An 18,683-nucleotide genomic window follows, 5' to 3' on the forward strand; every position below is an offset into this window, starting at 1 on the left:
GTATTTGTTTTTTGGTTATGCATAATAAAAACTTTTACTCCACCTATTTATTAAATTTAACTATTTTTAAGCAAAATTAAAAATTACAAACTAATTTTCATTAAAAAATTTCAAATCAACAAAGTTTTTGAAAGAGTCAAAAATATATTAAAAATAAAATATTTAAGTAAATTATTTAAAAAATTAAAATTTTGGCATTACATTAATACCTATCATAATACCTATCATAATCTCTATCATAATCCCTATCGTAATGCCTTACCCTTCTTGTGTAATGATATTGCTTAACAGGTTTTTGCTTTATTTTTTTAGAATCTTTATATGTTATATAGATTCCAATAATCCAAGTCAATATGGACAGATAATGGAAAACACCCAGAACAATCATGCCCAAAATGTTACATAACACTCCCAATGTAAAAATTAAAATCCCTTTACCTTTATTGCCAAGATAAATAAGGCCAATTCCAGTAAATAAGAATGATAACAATACTGCAACGGTTGGACTTTTTTCACTCAATTTTAACCCTCCAAGATTATAATGACTATCTATAATATATTAACTTTTATTATTTAAATTAATCGTTTAATATTATGAAAGATAAATATTAGATTATGAAAAAGAAAATAATTATACTCATTATCATAGTAATGTTGGCCGCCATTCTTGCATATGGATTCTATTACATTAACGATTATTATCATGCTGATAATGCTGCCCTAAAATATATTAACGGAACTGATGATGTTTCAGTTATTAAAACAAGCAATGGATTGCTCCTTGACGGGCCTGGAAATGATACTGCATTAATATTTTACCCGGGAGCAAAAGTGGAGTATACCTCCTATTTGCCATTATTAACACAGGTATCAGCTAACGGCACCGATTGCTTTCTGGTAGAAATGCCATTTAACCTTGCATTGCTTGGTGAAAACTCAGCAGATGATATAATTAACCGATACGAGTATAATAATTATGTTATATCAGGCCATTCTCTTGGAGGAGTTATGGCAGCACAATATGTTAATGAAACAAACAATACTGCCGCTTTGATATTATTGGGAGCATATTCAACAAAACAAATTGATAAACCTGTTTTATCAATATACGGTTCACAAGACAAAGTATTGAATATGGAAGCCTACCGTGAAAACCTTCCACTGATAAGTAGAAATCTATCAGAAGTCATCGTCGAAGGCGGAAATCATGCGCAAATCGGAGATTACGGTACTCAGCAAGGTGACGGCATAGCCAAAATCACTCCTCAAAAACAGCAAAATGAGATCGCCGAAGAAATAATCAATTTTATAAACAAATTAGACTAGGAAAAAAACATGGAAATAACAGCTAATGAAATGAAAGAGTCAATTGAAAAAATCTACAAAAGACTAGATGAAGTCTCACCGGTTGATTTTGACTGTGGAAAATTATGCGGCGAAGTGTGCTGTGTTTATGATGCTGAAGACTACAGAAATGAAGAATTAGCACTATATCTGCTTCCCGGTGAAGAATTAATGTATGAGGATAGTCCTGATTTTGAACTATATTATATGGATTCCTCTGAAATCAAGTATCCCCATTCATGGAAAGGGCAAATTTATTTAGTTAAATGCACAAACCCTCCAAAATGCGACAGATCAATTAGACCGATTCAATGCAGAACATTTCCATTAATACCCCACTTAGACAAAAAGGGAAATTTTCATCTGATATTTGACGAAAGCGAATTTCCATATGAATGCCCCATCGTACATGACCATATCAGATTGAATGATGATTTTGTAAAGACAACATATGAAATATGGACGATGCTTATGGCAAATCCTCTGGTATATGATTTAATCGATATGGATTCCCGAATGAGAGACAATAGAAAAACTGATTATGAAATAATTATTTAACAATAGTTTTATATTTAAGATATTAACAAAGTATTACCATGTACCGAAAAATCATGATTTTTCTTATATTATTATTTTTTTTAACTAGTGCAGTGAGCGCTATTGACTCATCAAACTGGACAACAGCCAATGTTGGGTATGAGGAATTTAAGATACCTCCAAAATATGAAAATCCCTACAAAAGCGACTTTCATATGTATGAATTTGATGAGGACATTGACGTTTTCACAATAAGATACGTCAATCCTGCAATTATGGACTTGTACGGATACTTTATAGAACGTAATACCGCAAAAAAAGTTAATGTTTCAGGTCATGATGCAGTTCATTTTACTTCATATGACAGATATGATAAAACAAACAACTCTAAATTATGGTTTTCGGCAGGAGAAGAATTCTATTATATTACTTGGAGAGGAAATAACATTACTCCAACAATAAAAGAAGTAGTAAAAAGCGCATCCGATTCCAATTACACTCATGAAGAGTTCTATGATATTTTAAATGAAGAATATCAAAATTATAGAATAATTAATGCAATTGAATCCCAAAGATTTGACTACCCAAGCAGTGAAGGGTATCATACATTTTATTCATATGGAAGCAATGGAGCTAATTTTGGTGTTATCAGATAATTCATAATTGCCAATTGATTTCTTCCATATTATTTTTTGCCAAATACTCGTTAGCCAATTTGAAATGATTGCATCCTAAAAAGCCCCGTCTTGCCGAGAAAGGTGAAGGGTGGGACGTTATTAAAACAAGATGATTAGGATTTGTAATCAATTCCTTTTTCTTTTCGGCCTGTTTTCCCCAAAGCAGAAAGACAATAGGCTGATTTCGATTATTCAAAATTTTAATTACATCATCCGTAAATGTCTGCCATCCGCATTTGCTGTGAGAATTGGCATTTCCATCCTCAACCGTTAAAACCGTATTCAATAAAAAGACTCCCTGCTTTGCCCAGGATTCCAAACAGCCTGATTCGGGAATGGGAAAACCATACTCAGCATTAATTTCTTTGAAAATATTTTTAAGGGATCTTGGAATCGGCCTGCCTTCAGGAGTTGAAAAGGCAAGTCCATGGGCTTGACCAGCTTCATGATATGGGTCTTGGCCCAATATAACAACTTTAACATTATCAATTGGAGTTAATTTAAAGGCATTGAATATTTCCTCATAAGGAGGATAGATAGTTTTTGTCAGGTATTCCCCATCAATGAAATCCATAACTTTCTGAAAGTATTCTATTTCAAACTCTTCTTTCAAAGCCAAATCCCAATTATTTCCAATCATGAATATTAATCCTTATTATTTTTCTTGAACTATCTTGCCGCTCATATGCTCTATTGTAATTTCAAAAACTTCTGTTTTATCTAAAAGCCTGTTAATCTCTTCAACCGTTTTTTCATGAGTAGGGAAGAATTTATCCCCAAGGCAAGTTAATTTATCGGTTTTTTCTTGATTGTCAGTTAATGTTCTAATCCGTCCGAAGACAATCACGCTTTTAAATGTATACCACCAACTGTCCTCAGCCTTCACACCCTTGTCCATTACGCAATAGGATACTTTTGAGTGCTTTTTGACTGCATCAAGCTTATGGCCTTTGTGAGCTCCGTGAAAATAAATTTTGCCATCCACATACACATGACTCATTGGAAGAGCATAGGGATAATCATAATCTCCCAATAGGGCTAAAACACCTCTAGGCTCATTGATTAAAATGTCTATGCATTCCTCTTCTGTGAGTTCCTGTTTTGATCTTCTCATTTTTCTAAACATGACAATCCTGAAAAATTAAATTCCTGACATTATTACAAATATGAAAAATATTATGGCAATGCATAAACAGCATATAGGACCGTTTGAAGAGTTTTTTGTTTCTTTTGGACTATCCGGATTTTTCAGTTCAATAGGATTGTGAGCATATTTATCCATATTGTCATATACATCCCAAAGTTTAATTGCAACCCAGAATGACCTGACTATACTTACAAATAACAATATCATTGCAAATAATAGAATATAGTCTACTTGATTAAACCCTATAGGAGTAAATCCATATTTAGAATGATAAATAATATAAAAAAACCATGGAATTTCGTATATAACTCCTTCAATAATCCAATTTCGATTATAGTGCTTTGAACCAATGTAAATAAATCCAAAACCGTTTATAAACATTATGAATGAGAGTAATACCCACCATGATTTCAATATTTTATTAGATGTGCTCATTTTATTCAATTAAATTACTGCTATTTGTAGTTTCAATCTTTTCAACAACTTTTTGACCGTCTTGAGCCATTTCACTAAACATCTCAATTGTTTCTTTCATTTGAGGTAAAGCCTGAACTTTATAGGTGCTTACATCCTGAATTGCTTGAAGAGCTTCAGCGAATGATGCTTTTAAAACATCAGGAGAAATCATGGCTTCAGCACTGTGTTTTTGAATTTCGCTTCCTTGTTCTTTAAGCATGTGTGAAGTAGATTCAATGATGTTTTCAGTTGTTTTGTTTAAGATGGTAATTTTGTCCATTACGATTTTCTGGTCATATAATGCGCTTGCAACCATGACTCCTGTTCTTAAGGCTGAAACGGTTACGTTTTTGGCACGGTTAACCCCTCTGATTAGCTCTTTATTGTTACGTCTGATAACATTTAAAGAAACAATGCCCTGTTGGTTTACAACAATCATCTGTTGCATATCCATTATTCTTTGCCTTAATGGGAATAAAATCTCTTCACGAACAAAATCTATTTTGTTTTGATCAACACCTTCGATTTCGGCTGATTGAATTTGTGCTTCGATTGATGCATCCATCTGTTTACCGAGTTCAATATCAGCCAAAAGCTTGTTTGTAACTTCTCTTAGATAGTTTTCTTCATTCAAAAGAGTGGTGTTATCATTTTGCAGGACTTTGCTGCTTTTTTCAAGGGATTCCACAATATCTGAAATTGCTACTTCAGCCTTTTCATATTTTGAAAAGTATTTTCTAATTGGATTCATGAAATTGCCGATTACGCCTTTTTTTGTAAAATCTACTTTACTTGGGTCAAGGTCTTTCATTTGTTTGTTTAACTCAAGCAATTGTTCCCCAATATTATCAGCTTCTTTCCCGCCTTTAGTCAAATCAACGAATCTTGTGGATAACATTTCATTATGAGCTGCTGATTTTGACATATCATTTAAACCGAAATCATCTAACGGTTTTAAAATGCTTTCCCTTTCTTGAGGGTTATTCATGTCTGCATCAAATATTGCTACGGCATTATCATCTGCCTGATTTTTTAAATCTGAGTTTTCCAGTTTAACTTTCTCTTCATTTAAAGACTTTTCAACATCTTCTTTTATGCCATCTACATCTAATGAGAATTCTGCCATAATATCACCTTAGTTTAAATAGTCAATTTTGCTCTGGTCAATTTTTTCTGTATAATTATCTATAACTTTTCCATTTTTTATTATTTCAACGGTTACATAATCCGGATCAGGTAACTTATATGTTGTATAATAACCAAAACCAATTGAAAATTCAGTATCATAATACACATTTTCTAAAGTTTCAGTTTCATAGCCAATTTTAGTACCATTAGAATCATAATATGTTGATTTAATATTATATCCTTTTAAATCATTAGGAATACTATTGAATATAGCTCGTGTATATAAAGTATAACTCTTTTTACCACTGTCGCTATCCCAACCGTTAACATCCGTAATTGTTAAATCCACATGTTCTGCATTATCCGCTGCATCAGTTGAGGAATTATTTCCACCAGAACCCAAAGTCAGTATAAATATCCCTCCAACAACTAATATTAGCGCAATCAATATTATAAATATATTTCCATTTGAAAATATATTGGAACTTCCTTTGTCAGTTTTTTCCATGCTATATCCACAATCCATGCAGAATTTAGCATTGTCAGGCAATTCCTTTCCACATTTTGGGCAATTTTTAGTCATTGTATCACCTAATAATCTTTAATTGAATCAGTTAAATTTTCCATATCCTCCAACAGGACCTTTACCTCTTCGCTTGATTTGTCAGTTGAATTAATGTTGATTACCAGTTCTGTTGTCAAATCCTCGATTTGACTTATGATCCTTTTCATTGTATCAATTTTATTTTCCAGTTCGCTTCTGATTCTTGGTGTATCCTCAACGGCCAGGTTTATAATATTCAATGCCTCTTCTGCCTGAGTATTGAAGAGTTTTTCCGATTTGTCAATTGTATTTATGAACTTATCGTATGTAATTTGAGGAGGTTCGAAGCGTTTTTTAATCAGATCGCGAACAACTTCCTGTTTAACGTTGAACAACACCTTCAGATTATTGATTTCCTTTTCATATTCATTAAGGGATTCCATTCCTGTAGTTTCTTCTGTTTTGACTGGGGTTTCTGTTTTTTGTTTGGTCTTATCTTCAGCTTTTCTTAATGGTTTTTTAGTTTCCTTATATGTATCTAACCTGAAAATACGGTATAAATAAATCAATGGGATAACTGATAAAATCAATGCAACAAACATCCACAATTGCATTCTTGAATAGAAAACAGGTATGCTTAGGGACACTAAAACAGTATAATACAATCCGAGTTTCCATGGGAGTGATTCATTAATTAATAATACGTCTTGGGCATTTCCAAAGCCTCTTTTAAGCCTGATTTTTGACGCCAACTTTGATAGGGGAGCATATTGCAATACTTCATCATCCGATAGAACATATTCTTCAGGTTCGACAACTAATCTGACATCGGATAATGTTTCACTGCATCTTACAAGATTTCCCTTACTATCATAGGCTTTAGAACCCTTGAATGTTAATGGAGTGGTTAATCTTTTAATTTCTTTGGATTTTAGTGTTTCTAAAAACATCAATCTGTACTTCCATAATTATGTAAGAATATATTTAGTTACAAATGTTTTTAAATATTTGTATTAAACTTGTTAATATTATTCAAATTCCTTTTCCAAAAGGATAGTGACCGGACCGTTATTAAGCAATTTGACTTTCATAAATGCGCCAAACACGCCGGTTTCAACATTGACAAATTCACTGCATTTATCTGCGAAATAATCGAATAACTCAGTTGCCTTATCTGGCGCCAATGCCTTGTGGAATGAAGGCCTGTTCTTTTTGGTATAGGCATATAATGTAAATTGAGGAACCAGCAACAATTTGCCGTTAATGTCCATAACTGATTTATTCATTCTGCCGTTTTCATCTTCAAATATTCTTAGCTTAGCTAGTTTACGGGCCAGATAATCGGCTTCTTTGGTTGAGTCATTTTCTCCAAAACCAACCAGAACCATCAAGCCCTCTTCAATTTCTCCAGTTATTTCATTATCAACTTCCACACTGGCTGAAGTTACTCTTTGAACAACAAGTTTCATTAAATCGCCTTTTACAATCCTTAATCTATAAAATGGGAATACAATCCCTCAATTTAAGCAATATCTTTTACACCTACAAATCCAGATGGGCTAGAACATCATTAGTTACATCCCTAACAGTTTTTGCCGCTTTGAAAAACTCTTCTTTTTCAATATCATTCATATGAATTGGTACAATCATAGCGACTCCCCTTTTAGTAATGACGGCCGGAACACCAAGGGATACGTCCTCAACATCTTCAATTTCCCCATCCAGATAACTGCTAACAGTTAAAATTCTATGAGAGTCAGTGAGCATGGTTGATATTAAGTTTGAAATAGCAAATGCAGGACCATATTCTGTTGCTCCTTTTTTAGATATAATTGTATTTCCTGCGGTCTTTAACCTTTCTACAAGCCCTTTAATGTCCAATTCAACATATGTGATGAAATATTTAAGTGGAATACCTCCGATTGTAGTGGAACTTAAAAGAGGCACCATATGGTCGCCATGTTCGCCGATTACCCTGGTATGAACTTCAGAACTGTTAATGTCAATCTGTCTTGCAAAATAGTTTTTCAATCTTAATGAATCCAAGTGGTTTCCAACACCAATGACTTTACTCTTTTTAAGTCCGGATGTTTTTAAAGCGACAGTTGTCATCACATCAACGGGATTAGTGGCAACTAATATGATAGAATCCGGGGAATATTCTGCAATTTTTTTAGAATAATATGCTACAATTTCCGCATTTGTGCTGGCAAGATCCAATCTTTTCATTCCCTTTTGTCTTGGAACCCCTGCTGCAATCAGCACAATGGCTGAGCCTGCGATATCTTCAAATTCAGCTGATGGAGTTAATCTACAATCAATATCACGTGCAGCCAAAGCATCATACATGTCATAAGTTTCTCCTTTAGCTTTATTAAGACTCTCAGGTCTTGAAAACATGACAATTTGATCAACTGAATCTTCACGTGCAAGAGTAAATGCAACATTTTTACCAATAATTCCAGTTGAACCAATAATAGTTACTTTTACCATAAACCTATATTGTTTTTTGGTATAAAAATAGGTTTCTAATATTTTATTTAATTAATTAAAATCAATTTAGATATATTTTTAAAATATAATTAAATAATATATTATAGAGTGGATATTATGCAAGATAAAGATTTAAAACTTGAAACAAAATGTTACGATGCTAATGAATATGGCTATCTATATGGATTAAATAAGAAAATTCCAGATGAAGAATTTGAAAAGGTTAAGCCATATTTTAGAAAATTTAAAAGAATGGATTTTGTAGAAGGAAATGTTCAGGTCACCGGAAGGCCTGAAGGCTGGAGATGCCTTGAAGAAGACGTTTCGAAAGTTGAAGAAATACTTGGAATAACAAACACTTTAGAAAAAAGGCAGAATAAAATAAAAGAAGCATTTAAAGACCCAATTAAAAAATCAAATTTGATAGACCAGTCATATGAATGGTTAAAAATGCTATTTGAAAAATCGGGTACACGCCCAGAACAGGACTTATCAAGACTTGCAGTTCACTCAACAAAGATTTATGATCCTCAGGATAGCTTTAAAAACGGTGCCGAAGATGGTGAAGGTGAACTATTCATCTACACACCCCATGGAATGTGGTATATAATTAATAACAGTGGAGAATACTCAGACAAATCCCTCAATAATGTTAAAACACCTCAAGGCGGAGCAGTGGGCCATAGATTAATGTATGATGACCTAATCGATAGATTAATCAGAATCTATACTGAAGAGAATTTATACACAGGTGAAAAATTATATTAATTGTCCTATCACAATATTAATATAGGTGGTTTAATATATGCAAAAGGTTATTAATGCACACTGTCATATTTATCCGGAAAAAATAGCATCAAAAGCTGTAAAGGGAATAAGAGATTTTTATGATTTAGATATGTCACTAAATGGAAAATTAGATGATTTAATTAGGGACGGCAGTCAGGTTGGAGTTACACATTATCTGGTACACTCCGTTGCAACAACACCAAAACAGGTCCCATCAATCAATGAATTCATTGCCGAATCTGTAAATACCCATCCGGATTTATTCACTGGTTTTGGAACATTACATCCTGACAGTGAAGATATCCAAGGTGATTTTGATTATTTAATTGAATTAGGCTTAAAAGGCGTTAAGCTGCATCCTGATTTCCAACAATTTGCTATGGATGAAGAACGTGCATTCGAAATAGGTAAAGTAGTGAGTGAAGGAAAAGTTCCTATGCTTGTTCACTGTGGTGACTTCAGATATAACTATTCCAATCCAAAACAAATTAAAGCATTTTTAGAGAAATTTCCAGATATTACGTTTATTGGCGCTCACTTTGCCGGATGGAGTATGTGGGAAGAAGCTACCGAAAAATTATCCGGTTACGAGAATCTTTATGTAGACTTAAGCTCAAGTCTATATGCGCTTAGCCCTGAAACCGCTCTGGAATTAATTCATGCATATGGCAGTGATAGGGTTTTATGGGGATCTGATTACCCAATGTGGGAGTCAGTAAGTGAAATGGAATATTTTAACAAAATTGACTTAACAGATAAGGAACGCTCCCAAATTCTTTATGATAATGCTGCTAAACTACTTCAAATTGAATAAGGTTTAGCATTTAACTTTTTTTTTAACTGAAATCTAAACAAAATTATATCTTTAAAGATTACTTGAAATTATCTAATTTTTCTTTAAAATTAGTATTGTTCAATTTTAATTGTTAAAATTGACCTAAACTAAATTTAAACACTAAAACAAACATTTATATACTATTAAAGCATTAATAATTAAATTAACTATTTAGTTTAATCAATTATTTGGGAGCCACAAAAATGACTATCTCAAACCCAATACAGATTATATTAAACAACAACAAAACCAACCATCCAATGGTTGACATTGATATAATCAAAAGCCCAATGAAATATGAAATATTAGATTTGTTAAGACATGATGAAATGAATTTTGAAGACATTGTTAAGAATACCTCAAAATCTAAAGCCAGTGTGTCCATGCACCTTAGGGACTTAAGAAAAGAGGGTATTGTAAATTATAAGGCTGATCCTGAGGACAATAGAAAGAAAATCTTTTTCTTAAATTCGGAATATTTAGGATCGCTTGATTCAAGCAGAATTAAATTAGCAAAAAAAGACCAGACAAAATTACTGATTGACGAATTTATAAAGAATGATGAAATTGACTATTTTATCCTATTAACCCATACATTCAAATCATTATTATTTGAATTTGGAATGGATATCTCACCGGTACTGCAAAAAGTTGGAAACTACATTGGAAAATACCTATACGAAAAGCTGAAGGATGATGACTTGGACACTTTCCTAAACAATATTTCAAAATATTGGATTAAAAATAACCTGGGAAAGCTTTCATATAACATCAATAACAATATCGAAATAACCTGCATTGACTGTTTTGAATCAATGCACAGCGAAAAAATAGGACTGCCTTCCTGTTATTTGGAAAAGGGAATGTTGGAAACACTATTCAGCGAATACTTTAAGTTTGATATAAAAATTTTAGAGACCAAATGTTACTCGATGGGTGACGAAAAGTGCGTATATGAAATAGAACCTTAAACGTTTAGTTAAATATGAACAATCAAGAGAAAAATCTTCTTTTTATAGTAAGCCGTTTGATATAACATTATGGGATTACTCCCATATTGCTGGAGGTATTATTAAAAAGGTGACATTACATTAGATTATGGGGTTTTAAGGTTCTACAGATAATACAATTGAAAACAACAATACCTCAGCGTATCAATAATTTCAAAAGAAAGTACCTCCAATGTGATACAAACGATTCGATTGTTAAGATATAATAGTAAAAACCACCAATGGTATAATCCACACTTAATCAGATAAACCCAATACCATTTGCAACAATGAAACTCTAAACCCCATTAATCTTTAAATATTCCGATTTTAGAAATTATCTGAGAAAAAATTAAAGATTATTTTGAAAAAGCATCGATTGCAGGAGCAGTCAATAACTCTTTTGAAATCATTTCATTGACCTCATCCCAACTAAACCATCCATATTCATCATGCTCTTCGCTGATGACTACTTCATCACTTTTACAAGTTACTTTCATGACTAATTGGATTGATTTTACTTCCTCATTGGTTTTGCAGGCAGTATAGTCATGTCTAACTACCTTATACAATGATGTTACATCAACTTCAAGGCCTGTTTCTTCAAGATATTCTCTTTTTAGGGCCTCGTCGAAAAATTCGCATTTCTTTATCTTGCCGCCGGGAATTTCCCATTTGCCGGCATCATGAGCTGAACGGGATCTGATTTTTAAAAGCAGCACCTTATCGTTGAATTCACAAATCCCTTTAGCTGCCAGTCCCCACATTGTCATATTAAAACTCCAAAAAAAGATTAATAAAGGGAAAAAGTTCCCTTATTTTTTCATTGCTTTTTCAACGGCTACTGCAACAGCCACTGAGGCTCCAACCATAGGGTTATTTCCCATACCTATCAATCCCATCATTTCAACATGAGCCGGTACGGATGAAGAACCTGCAAATTGAGCATCAGAGTGCATTCTTCCAAGGGTATCAGTCATACCATAAGAAGCAGGGCCCGCAGCCATATTGTCAGGGTGTAATGTTCTGCCAGTTCCTCCGCCTGAAGCAACTGAGAAGTATTTTTTACCCTGTAGGATGCATTCTTTTTTATATGTTCCAGCTACAGGATGTTGGAAACGTGTAGGGTTTGTTGAATTACCGGTAATGGATACATCAACTCCTTCTAAATGCATGATTGCTACTCCTTCACGTACATCATCAGCACCGTAGCATCTTACTTTAGCCCTTTCACCATCGGAATATGCCTTCTCTTTTACGACTTTCACTTCTCCAGTGAAGTAATCGAATTCAGTTTCAACATGGGTGAATCCATTAATTCTGGAGATGATTAATGCCGCATCTTTTCCAAGACCGTTTAAAATTACTCTTAATGGTTTTTCACGAACTTCATTTGCTGAGTTGGCGATACCTATTGCACCTTCAGCCGCTGCAAAACTTTCATGTCCTGCAAGGAAAGCAAAACACTCACTTTCATCACTTAATAACATTGACGCTAAATTACCGTGGCCTAAACCTACTTGTCTGTCATCAGCTACACTTCCAGGAATGCAGAATGATTGTAATCCTTCACCAATAGCTTTTGCAGCATCGGATGCTTTAGTGCAGCCTTGCTTTATTGCTATTGCGGCTCCAAGAGTGTATGCCCAACATGCATTTTCAAAACAAATTGGTTGAACGCCCTTTACAATTTCATATGGGTCAAAACCTTTATCAAGACAAATCTGTTTTGCTTCTTCAAGGTCTTTTATTCCATATTTTTCAAGCACTGGAGTGATTTGGTCGATTCTTCTTTCATAACTTTCAAATAAACTCATAATTATTCACTCCTTGGATCTATTTTTTTGACTGCATCATCAAATCTTCCATATTGGCCTGTTGCCTTTTCAATAGCCTCCAATGGATCAACACCGTCCTTGATTGCATCTAGCATTACGCCTAAGTTAATGTATTTATAACCGATTATCTCATTATCTTCATCAAGGCCTATTTCAGTAATGTAACCTTCGGTCAATTCTAAATATCTTGGCCCTTTTGCTTTTGTTGAATAAATTGTTCCAACTTGGCTTCTGTGACCTTTTCCTAAATCTTCAAGTCCGGCTCCAATTTGAAGTCCCCCTTCTGAAAATGCAGATTGAGTTCTTCCATAAACAATTTGTAAGAATAATTCGCGCATTGCAGTATTTATAGCATCACATACTAAATCTGTATTTAATGCTTCAAGGATTGTTTTTCCAACAAGTATTTCACCAGCCATGGCCGCTGAATGTGTCATGCCTGAACAACCTAATGTTTCTACTAATGCCTCTTCAATAATACCCTCTTTTACGTTTAATGTTAATTTACAGCATCCTTGTTGAGGAGCACACCAACCGATTCCATGAGTAAAACCTGAGATGTCGCCTACTTGTTTGGCTTTTACCCATTTACCTTCTTCAGGTATTGGAGCAGGGTCATGATTTGCGCCTTTTCGAACTGGACACATATTTTCAATTTCTGTTGAATATATCATCTTTTTTCTCCAAAATTTTTTTTACTAATCTTATTTATTCGTTTCTTAATTAATGTATTTTTGCATATTAATGTAGATAATGCCGATTTAAATTATTATTTTTTAATTGAAATGCAATTAAAATTAAAAATATGTAAATTTAATTAAAATTAAAAAAAGAACTATCAAAATAATTAACGCTGAAATTAATTATTTATGGGTGAAAATCCTAGAGACATTTCATCAATTTACTGTGATGCAGTCATTAGGACAAATTGCCATGCAAACCTTACAGCTCTTACAGACTTGGGCGTCCCTTACAGTCGATACATCATCCACAATAATTAAAACATTGTTAGGACAAGCAATTGCGCATTTCTCACAACCGCCACAATCGTCTGCATTAATATCAATGTGACAATCTTCAGCAGCTTCTGTTTTCTGTTTGCTTTTATCTCTTTTAAAAAGTGACCTTAAACCCATATTAATCTATATAAAAATCATGCTTTATTATTCTTTGGATTAAAAGAAAAAAATAGTTAAATTAGATTTAGAATTTTAAACCTAATTCATAAGCTTCTTTTAGTTTGTCTTCTTGCTCTTCAGCCACAATACCAGCTGGACCTGCACTTCCCGCATCAACATGGCCAATTACTTCATATCCCATGAATGTGAATGGTGAGAATTTGGTCATTTCAATATAGTTTGCATAGGTTTCTTCAGGTTGGTTTTCAGTGAAAATCAATGCAGCTTTTCCGGATAAGCTTTTATCAGGGTTTTGACCGATTGAATAGAATCTGTCGATGATAAGTTTACCTTGAGCAGACATTTGACCATAATAGATAGGAGTTGCAAATATTACACCATCAGCAGCTACTAATTCATCCAATATTTTATTTCCATCGTCGGCTCTAACACATTCCGGATGTTCAGCACAGTACAAACATGCTTTACAAGGTGCGATATCACATTGTTCTAAGTAAAATTTTTCTACTTCGCCACCATTTTCTTCAATTCCTTTTATCATTTCGTCCATTAATACATCACAATTTCCACCTACACGTGGACTTGCTTGAAGTGCTATAATTTTCATTTTTAACAATCTCCTAAAATTGTAATTAAAAATATATAGTTTAAATATTAAATAATTTATTATTAAACTGCTTAGATGAATGAGATATCTTTAAGATAGTCATTCAATCAAAAATCAGTGAAAATTGCGGATGATGAAATGGCTGAAATTAACAATAATGCAGAAGACAACACTTTTAGTGAATCAGATATTTTGGATAAGATACTTGCTGAAAACACTCAGGAGTATTTTCTAAAAGCAAAAAAAGAACTTAATCTTAAAGAAGATTCATTAACTGAATGCAAAATAGCTTTATTAAAATCCCAACTAAATGAGAAAGAAGAGGAATATGTCCGAGCATTATCCGAAAACGCAAGGCTTAAAAAAGAATGTGAAGCTGAAAGATCATTCAATGAAAAGGTTAAGAATTCGAAATCTTGGAAACTGATGAACGTATATAGGAGAATCAGAGGTTAGAATATGGTAAAGATATCTGTAATAGTTCCTGTTTACAACGCTGAGGAGTATCTGGAACAATGTTTGAATCATATTATAGGCCAAAGTTTTCAGGATTTGGAGATAATCTGCATCAACGACGGATCCGGTGACGGCTCACTGGAAATTTTAAATGAGTTTTCTGAAAATGACAACCGCATAAAAATCATTAATCAGCAAAATCATGGTCTTGGAGCCGTAAGAAACAAAGGAATAACAGTGGCCCAGGGAGATTATATATATTTTATTGATTCTGACGATTATTTGGAATTAAATGCATTTGAAGAGTTATATGAGATATCACGAAAACATTCAGTTGATTTTACAATGTTTAAACTAAACAACTTCAATGAAATTACTAAAGAACCAATATATATCGACTATTACACCATGCCATACTTAAAAGAACGTGCTGGAGATGATGTGTTTAATTATCATGATGTAGAAGATATAGCCTTAAGGCTTTGTGTAAGTGCTCCCGGATGCTTTTTTAAAAGAGATTTCATTAAGGATTTGAGATTCCCGGAAGGGTTGTTGTTTGAAGACAATGTTTTTTTCACAAAAGCCCTGTTTGAAGCCAGAAGAATATATTTCTATGATAAATTTTTATACAATAGGCGGGTGCGTGAAGATTCGCTGTCGAACACCGTTTCAATCAACTCATTAGATACAATAGAGATTGCAAACATAATGCTTGATTTAATCAATGAATATGGATATGACAGGCATAAAAGGCAATTATACTATAGAATTTTCAACAATATCTATTCTTTGTTTGAAAAGGCGCCTCACGAATTTAAGCCAGACTTATTTTCTGAAATCAAAAAAAGATATCTGAAATATTCTAAAAAATGGGAAAGTGACGAATATTTTAAAAATGATATGAAAAAACGCCATAGACATATTTACAATAGCGCAATTCAGTCCGATTGCAGTGAAGAGTTTGAATTAAGAGTCAGACTATATGATGAAAAAAGAAAAATAAAGAAATTAAAAAAAGAAAATAAAGAAATTAAAAAGGCTATTAAAAAATTGAAAAAAGAGAATGATTTAATAAAATCCTCTAAAGGATTTGAACTCATTAACAAATAGTGTAAACATGAAATTATCAAAATCAAAAATAAATTCTTACCTGAAATGCCCATTAGAATTTAAATTCCAGTATATTGATGAAATTGAGGCAGAACCTAATAAGTACATGATTTTAGGAAGCGACGTTCACTCAGTAGCCGAAACATTTGCAGATAAATTTGGAGATGAACTTGACAAAGTGGATATCCAAAATGAACTAATTAAGATTGCTAATGATTTGGATATCGGATATGACATTTCCAATCATGTGGATAATCTAAGCATATTTTTTAAGGAAGTTTTTGTTAATAATGACTATAAATTATTCTCACAAGAGGAATACCTGCTTGATGAGAAAAACCGCTTTTCAGGAATATGCGATATTATTTTAGAAGATGAAAATGGGGATCTGGTGGTTATTGACTACAAAACAAGCAATTCCAACTCTTTTCATAAATATAGAAGGGAATTATGTTACTATAAACTTCTGGTCGAAAATGTCTATGATAGGGATGTCAGCACTGTCGGAATATTCTTTACTAAAAACGGGCGTTTAAGATTGCTTGATGTATATGATGAAGACAATAAACGTAAATTCCTGCATTCCCGTGAAATTGATGAAGCCATTGACAAATTTTACTTTGTTAGAAATGAGGTCAATAAAGGAAATTTTTATGCCAAACCTCAATATTTGTGCAGATTCTGTACTTATAAGGATATCTGTGATGAGAATTCCTACTTTTAGATGGCTTCCATTGTTGAAAAAAAGAATTTTTAATAATGAGAGTTTGAGAAAATAATTAATTTTTAGGCATACCTAATTTTTAGAAAATTATAAAAAAATAATGAAGTTATGAGGTTGTATCCTCAACTTCATCAAAATCTACTTTTTCACCTAACAATTTAAGACCAATGTACAATACAACGATACCTACTGGAAGAGAGAAGTAGAAAGGAACGCCTAAACCAGCAGGGATGTAACCGATAACTATAGTCACTACAGCTACAAAGATTGCATAGTAAATTTGTGTCTGAACGTGGTCAATATGGTTACAGCTTGTTCCCATAGAGGAAAGAATTGTGGTATCTGAAATTGGAGAACAGTGATCTCCAAAGATAGCTCCGGTCAATACACCACTTGTACAGACAATTGTAAAGGACATGTCTCCTGTACTGATTGCCCAAGCAAGAGGAATCGCCAAAGGCATCAAGATACTCATTGTACCATAGGAAGTACCTGTTGCAAATGAAATTAATGCTCCTAAAATGAAGATTAATGTTGGTACAATAAACGCTGGTATTGTACTGCTTAAAACACCTACTAGATAGTCAGCAGTACCGATTTCACCAATGACCCCACCTAATGACCAAGCAAGAAGCAAAATTACACCGGTAATAACAATGGTTTTCATACCGCCAATCCATTCTGAGATTGCATCTTCTATTGTTAAAATGTGTTCACATACAGCCATTACGATAGCCACAATGGAAGCAAGAAGTGCAGCTTGGAAAAGCGCTACAGATGCATCAGATTGAGATAATGCTGTGTAAATACCATTAAATGACAATGGAGAGGATTGCATAATAGCAATAAGGGCTTGATCTTCTCCACCTAAAATTGTGGTGTACCCGCTCCAGTAAAATGCAATAAGAGCACCGATAATCAAGGTACCGATTGGTATGATTGCATTCCATACGGATAATTTAACGCCTTCAACAGGTTTGATTTCATCGAAACCAGGAGCTTGAGGAACAATAATTTCTTCATCTTCTTTTCTAGCACGAGCAGCTTGCTCTGCTTTTTTCATTGGACCAAATTCATATAAGGTTAAAGCAGAAATCACAATGAAAATTAAAATAAATATGTTATAGAACCTGTATGGAATAGTTTGTAAAAATATTCCGAAACCAGTTACGTTAGTTACTCCTACAGATTGGAAACCGGCTGCAATTAAACTGATTTCTAATCCAATCCAAGTGGAAATAATTGCAATACCAGCTACAGGAGCTGCAGTTGCGTCAACTACAAATGCTAATTTTTCTCTAGATACTTTAAGTTTATCCATTACAGGTCTCATAATAGGACCTACAATCAAGGAGTTAGCATAATCATCAAAGAATACACATAATCCTAAAATCCAAGTGAATAATTGAGCTTTTCTAGGAGTGTCTGCTCTTTTTGCAAATGCATCAGCAAGAGCTTTTGCCCCACCCATTTTTGTTACTAACTGGATAATACCTCCAATAAGTAAACATTGAAGGATAATTCCCGCATTCCAAGGGTCAGCCATACATGAGATAACTTGTGAACCTAAGTTCAAGAATGCGTTAATTGCGGTAGAAACAATGTTTAAATCGTTTACACTTAACATGAATTCTCCAACAAATACCCCAATGAACAAAGATAAAACTGTCTCTTTTGTAATAAATGCTAAAGCAATAGCGATAAGAGGTGGTAATAATGTTAATATACCAAATCTAACAGAGTTATCTGCATCCGCAGGTGTGGATGAAATCCATAAAGATAAAACGAATAAAGCAATGATGGAAACAGCTGCAATTAATCCTATTTTCATTTTATCATTCATTTTATTATCACACCATTTTTCCTATAT

General features: G+C 33.4%; 24 protein-coding genes. 9 read left to right on the forward strand and 15 right to left on the reverse strand.

All coding sequences use genetic code 11. The features are described from left to right. Positions 1–202 precede the first annotated feature (202 nt). The gene (locus IKS50_RS08410; RefSeq protein ID WP_292848335.1) at positions 203–520 is read right to left on the reverse strand and encodes a hypothetical protein; all 318 of its coding nucleotides are present in this window, start codon (positions 518–520) and stop codon (positions 203–205) included. Between the two features lie 95 nt (positions 521–615). On the opposite strand from IKS50_RS08410, the gene IKS50_RS08415 reads away from it, so the two are divergent. From IKS50_RS08415 to IKS50_RS08425, 3 genes are all read left to right on the forward strand, one after another. Beyond that, complete coding sequence (locus tag IKS50_RS08415; RefSeq protein WP_292848338.1) at positions 616–1,326, forward strand: alpha/beta hydrolase; 711 nt, start codon at positions 616–618, stop codon at positions 1,324–1,326. 9 nt (positions 1,327–1,335) lie between these two features. After that, entirely contained in the window at positions 1,336–1,902 is a 567-nt protein-coding gene (locus IKS50_RS08420) for a hypothetical protein (protein ID WP_292848341.1), read from the forward strand. 92 nt (positions 1,903–1,994) lie between these two features. Next, entirely contained in the window at positions 1,995–2,537 is a 543-nt protein-coding gene (locus IKS50_RS08425) for a hypothetical protein (protein WP_292848344.1), read from the forward strand. 1 nt (position 2,538) lies between these two features. Here IKS50_RS08425 and ung read toward each other — a convergent pair whose 3' ends face one another. The 8 genes from ung to IKS50_RS08465 form a co-directional block, all read right to left on the reverse strand. Further along, positions 2,539–3,198: a uracil-DNA glycosylase gene (gene ung, locus IKS50_RS08430; protein ID WP_292848347.1), complete on the reverse strand. Its 660-nt coding sequence runs from the start codon at positions 3,196–3,198 to the stop codon at positions 2,539–2,541. 15 nt (positions 3,199–3,213) lie between these two features. Continuing rightward, a complete protein-coding gene (locus tag IKS50_RS08435) occupies positions 3,214–3,684 on the reverse strand; it encodes a pyridoxamine 5'-phosphate oxidase family protein (protein WP_292848350.1) in 471 nt (156 codons plus the stop codon). Between the two features lie 15 nt (positions 3,685–3,699). Continuing rightward, complete coding sequence (locus IKS50_RS08440; protein WP_292848353.1) at positions 3,700–3,912, reverse strand: hypothetical protein; 213 nt, start codon at positions 3,910–3,912, stop codon at positions 3,700–3,702. A gap of 229 nt (positions 3,913–4,141) precedes the next feature. Further along, entirely contained in the window at positions 4,142–5,287 is a 1,146-nt protein-coding gene (locus IKS50_RS08445; RefSeq protein WP_292848356.1) for a toxic anion resistance protein, read from the reverse strand. Positions 5,288–5,296: 9 nt separating this feature from the next. Beyond that, positions 5,297–5,872, reverse strand: a complete 576-nt coding sequence (locus IKS50_RS08450) for a zinc ribbon domain-containing protein (protein ID WP_292848359.1) — start codon at positions 5,870–5,872, stop codon at positions 5,297–5,299. Between the two features lie 8 nt (positions 5,873–5,880). Next, on the reverse strand, positions 5,881–6,783 hold the full coding sequence (locus IKS50_RS08455) for a hypothetical protein (RefSeq protein ID WP_292848362.1): 903 nt from the start codon (positions 6,781–6,783) through the stop codon (positions 5,881–5,883). 78 nt (positions 6,784–6,861) lie between these two features. Next, positions 6,862–7,302 carry a D-aminoacyl-tRNA deacylase gene (gene dtd, locus IKS50_RS08460; protein ID WP_292848366.1) on the reverse strand — a complete coding sequence of 147 codons (441 nt, stop codon included), beginning with the start codon at positions 7,300–7,302 and terminating at the stop codon, positions 6,862–6,864. Positions 7,303–7,375: 73 nt separating this feature from the next. Beyond that, the gene (locus tag IKS50_RS08465; RefSeq protein WP_292848370.1) at positions 7,376–8,326 is read right to left on the reverse strand and encodes a malate dehydrogenase; all 951 of its coding nucleotides are present in this window, start codon (positions 8,324–8,326) and stop codon (positions 7,376–7,378) included. Between the two features lie 117 nt (positions 8,327–8,443). Here IKS50_RS08465 and IKS50_RS08470 point away from each other — a divergent pair, with 117 nt between their 5' ends. The 3 genes from IKS50_RS08470 to IKS50_RS08480 all read left to right on the forward strand — a co-directional run bounded on the left by IKS50_RS08470 (position 8,444) and on the right by IKS50_RS08480 (position 10,921). Next, positions 8,444–9,094 (forward strand): hypothetical protein, encoded by a 651-nt coding sequence (locus IKS50_RS08470; RefSeq protein ID WP_292848373.1) that lies wholly within the window; start codon positions 8,444–8,446, stop codon positions 9,092–9,094. Between the two features lie 37 nt (positions 9,095–9,131). Beyond that, positions 9,132–9,929 (forward strand): amidohydrolase family protein, encoded by a 798-nt coding sequence (locus IKS50_RS08475; protein WP_292848376.1) that lies wholly within the window; start codon positions 9,132–9,134, stop codon positions 9,927–9,929. A 224-nt stretch (positions 9,930–10,153) separates the two neighbouring features. Further along, on the forward strand, positions 10,154–10,921 hold the full coding sequence (locus IKS50_RS08480) for a V4R domain-containing protein (protein ID WP_292848379.1): 768 nt from the start codon (positions 10,154–10,156) through the stop codon (positions 10,919–10,921). Positions 10,922–11,298: 377 nt separating this feature from the next. Here the strand turns inward: IKS50_RS08480 and IKS50_RS08485 are convergent, their stop codons facing one another. The 5 genes from IKS50_RS08485 to IKS50_RS08505 form a co-directional block, all read right to left on the reverse strand. Continuing rightward, a complete protein-coding gene (locus tag IKS50_RS08485; protein WP_292848382.1) occupies positions 11,299–11,712 on the reverse strand; it encodes an NUDIX domain-containing protein in 414 nt (137 codons plus the stop codon). Positions 11,713–11,754: 42 nt separating this feature from the next. Continuing rightward, positions 11,755–12,756 carry a GGGtGRT protein gene (locus IKS50_RS08490; protein ID WP_292848385.1) on the reverse strand — a complete coding sequence of 334 codons (1,002 nt, stop codon included), beginning with the start codon at positions 12,754–12,756 and terminating at the stop codon, positions 11,755–11,757. A 2-nt stretch (positions 12,757–12,758) separates the two neighbouring features. Beyond that, on the reverse strand, positions 12,759–13,451 hold the full coding sequence (locus tag IKS50_RS08495) for an iron-sulfur cluster assembly scaffold protein (RefSeq protein WP_292848388.1): 693 nt from the start codon (positions 13,449–13,451) through the stop codon (positions 12,759–12,761). Between the two features lie 222 nt (positions 13,452–13,673). Then, on the reverse strand, positions 13,674–13,913 hold the full coding sequence (locus IKS50_RS08500) for an ATP-binding protein (RefSeq protein ID WP_292848391.1): 240 nt from the start codon (positions 13,911–13,913) through the stop codon (positions 13,674–13,676). Positions 13,914–13,980: 67 nt separating this feature from the next. Beyond that, positions 13,981–14,523 (reverse strand): flavodoxin family protein, encoded by a 543-nt coding sequence (locus tag IKS50_RS08505; protein WP_292848394.1) that lies wholly within the window; start codon positions 14,521–14,523, stop codon positions 13,981–13,983. 138 nt (positions 14,524–14,661) lie between these two features. On the opposite strand from IKS50_RS08505, the gene IKS50_RS08510 reads away from it, so the two are divergent. The 3 genes from IKS50_RS08510 to IKS50_RS08520 are packed head-to-tail and all read left to right on the forward strand — an operon-like array spanning position 14,662 to position 16,813. Then, positions 14,662–14,979, forward strand: coding sequence for a hypothetical protein (locus IKS50_RS08510; RefSeq protein WP_292848397.1), 318 nt, complete (start codon positions 14,662–14,664; stop codon positions 14,977–14,979). 3 nt (positions 14,980–14,982) lie between these two features. After that, a complete protein-coding gene (locus IKS50_RS08515) occupies positions 14,983–16,089 on the forward strand; it encodes a glycosyltransferase (protein ID WP_292848400.1) in 1,107 nt (368 codons plus the stop codon). Positions 16,090–16,096: 7 nt separating this feature from the next. After that, complete coding sequence (locus tag IKS50_RS08520) at positions 16,097–16,813, forward strand: PD-(D/E)XK nuclease family protein (RefSeq protein ID WP_292848403.1); 717 nt, start codon at positions 16,097–16,099, stop codon at positions 16,811–16,813. Between the two features lie 106 nt (positions 16,814–16,919). Here IKS50_RS08520 and IKS50_RS08525 read toward each other — a convergent pair whose 3' ends face one another. Continuing rightward, positions 16,920–18,656, reverse strand: coding sequence for a Na+/H+ antiporter NhaC family protein (locus tag IKS50_RS08525; RefSeq protein ID WP_292848406.1), 1,737 nt, complete (start codon positions 18,654–18,656; stop codon positions 16,920–16,922). Positions 18,657–18,683 lie beyond the last annotated feature (27 nt).

The organism is Methanobrevibacter sp. (assembly GCF_017539065.1).
Classification (GTDB): Archaea; Methanobacteriota; Methanobacteria; order Methanobacteriales; family Methanobacteriaceae; genus Methanocatella.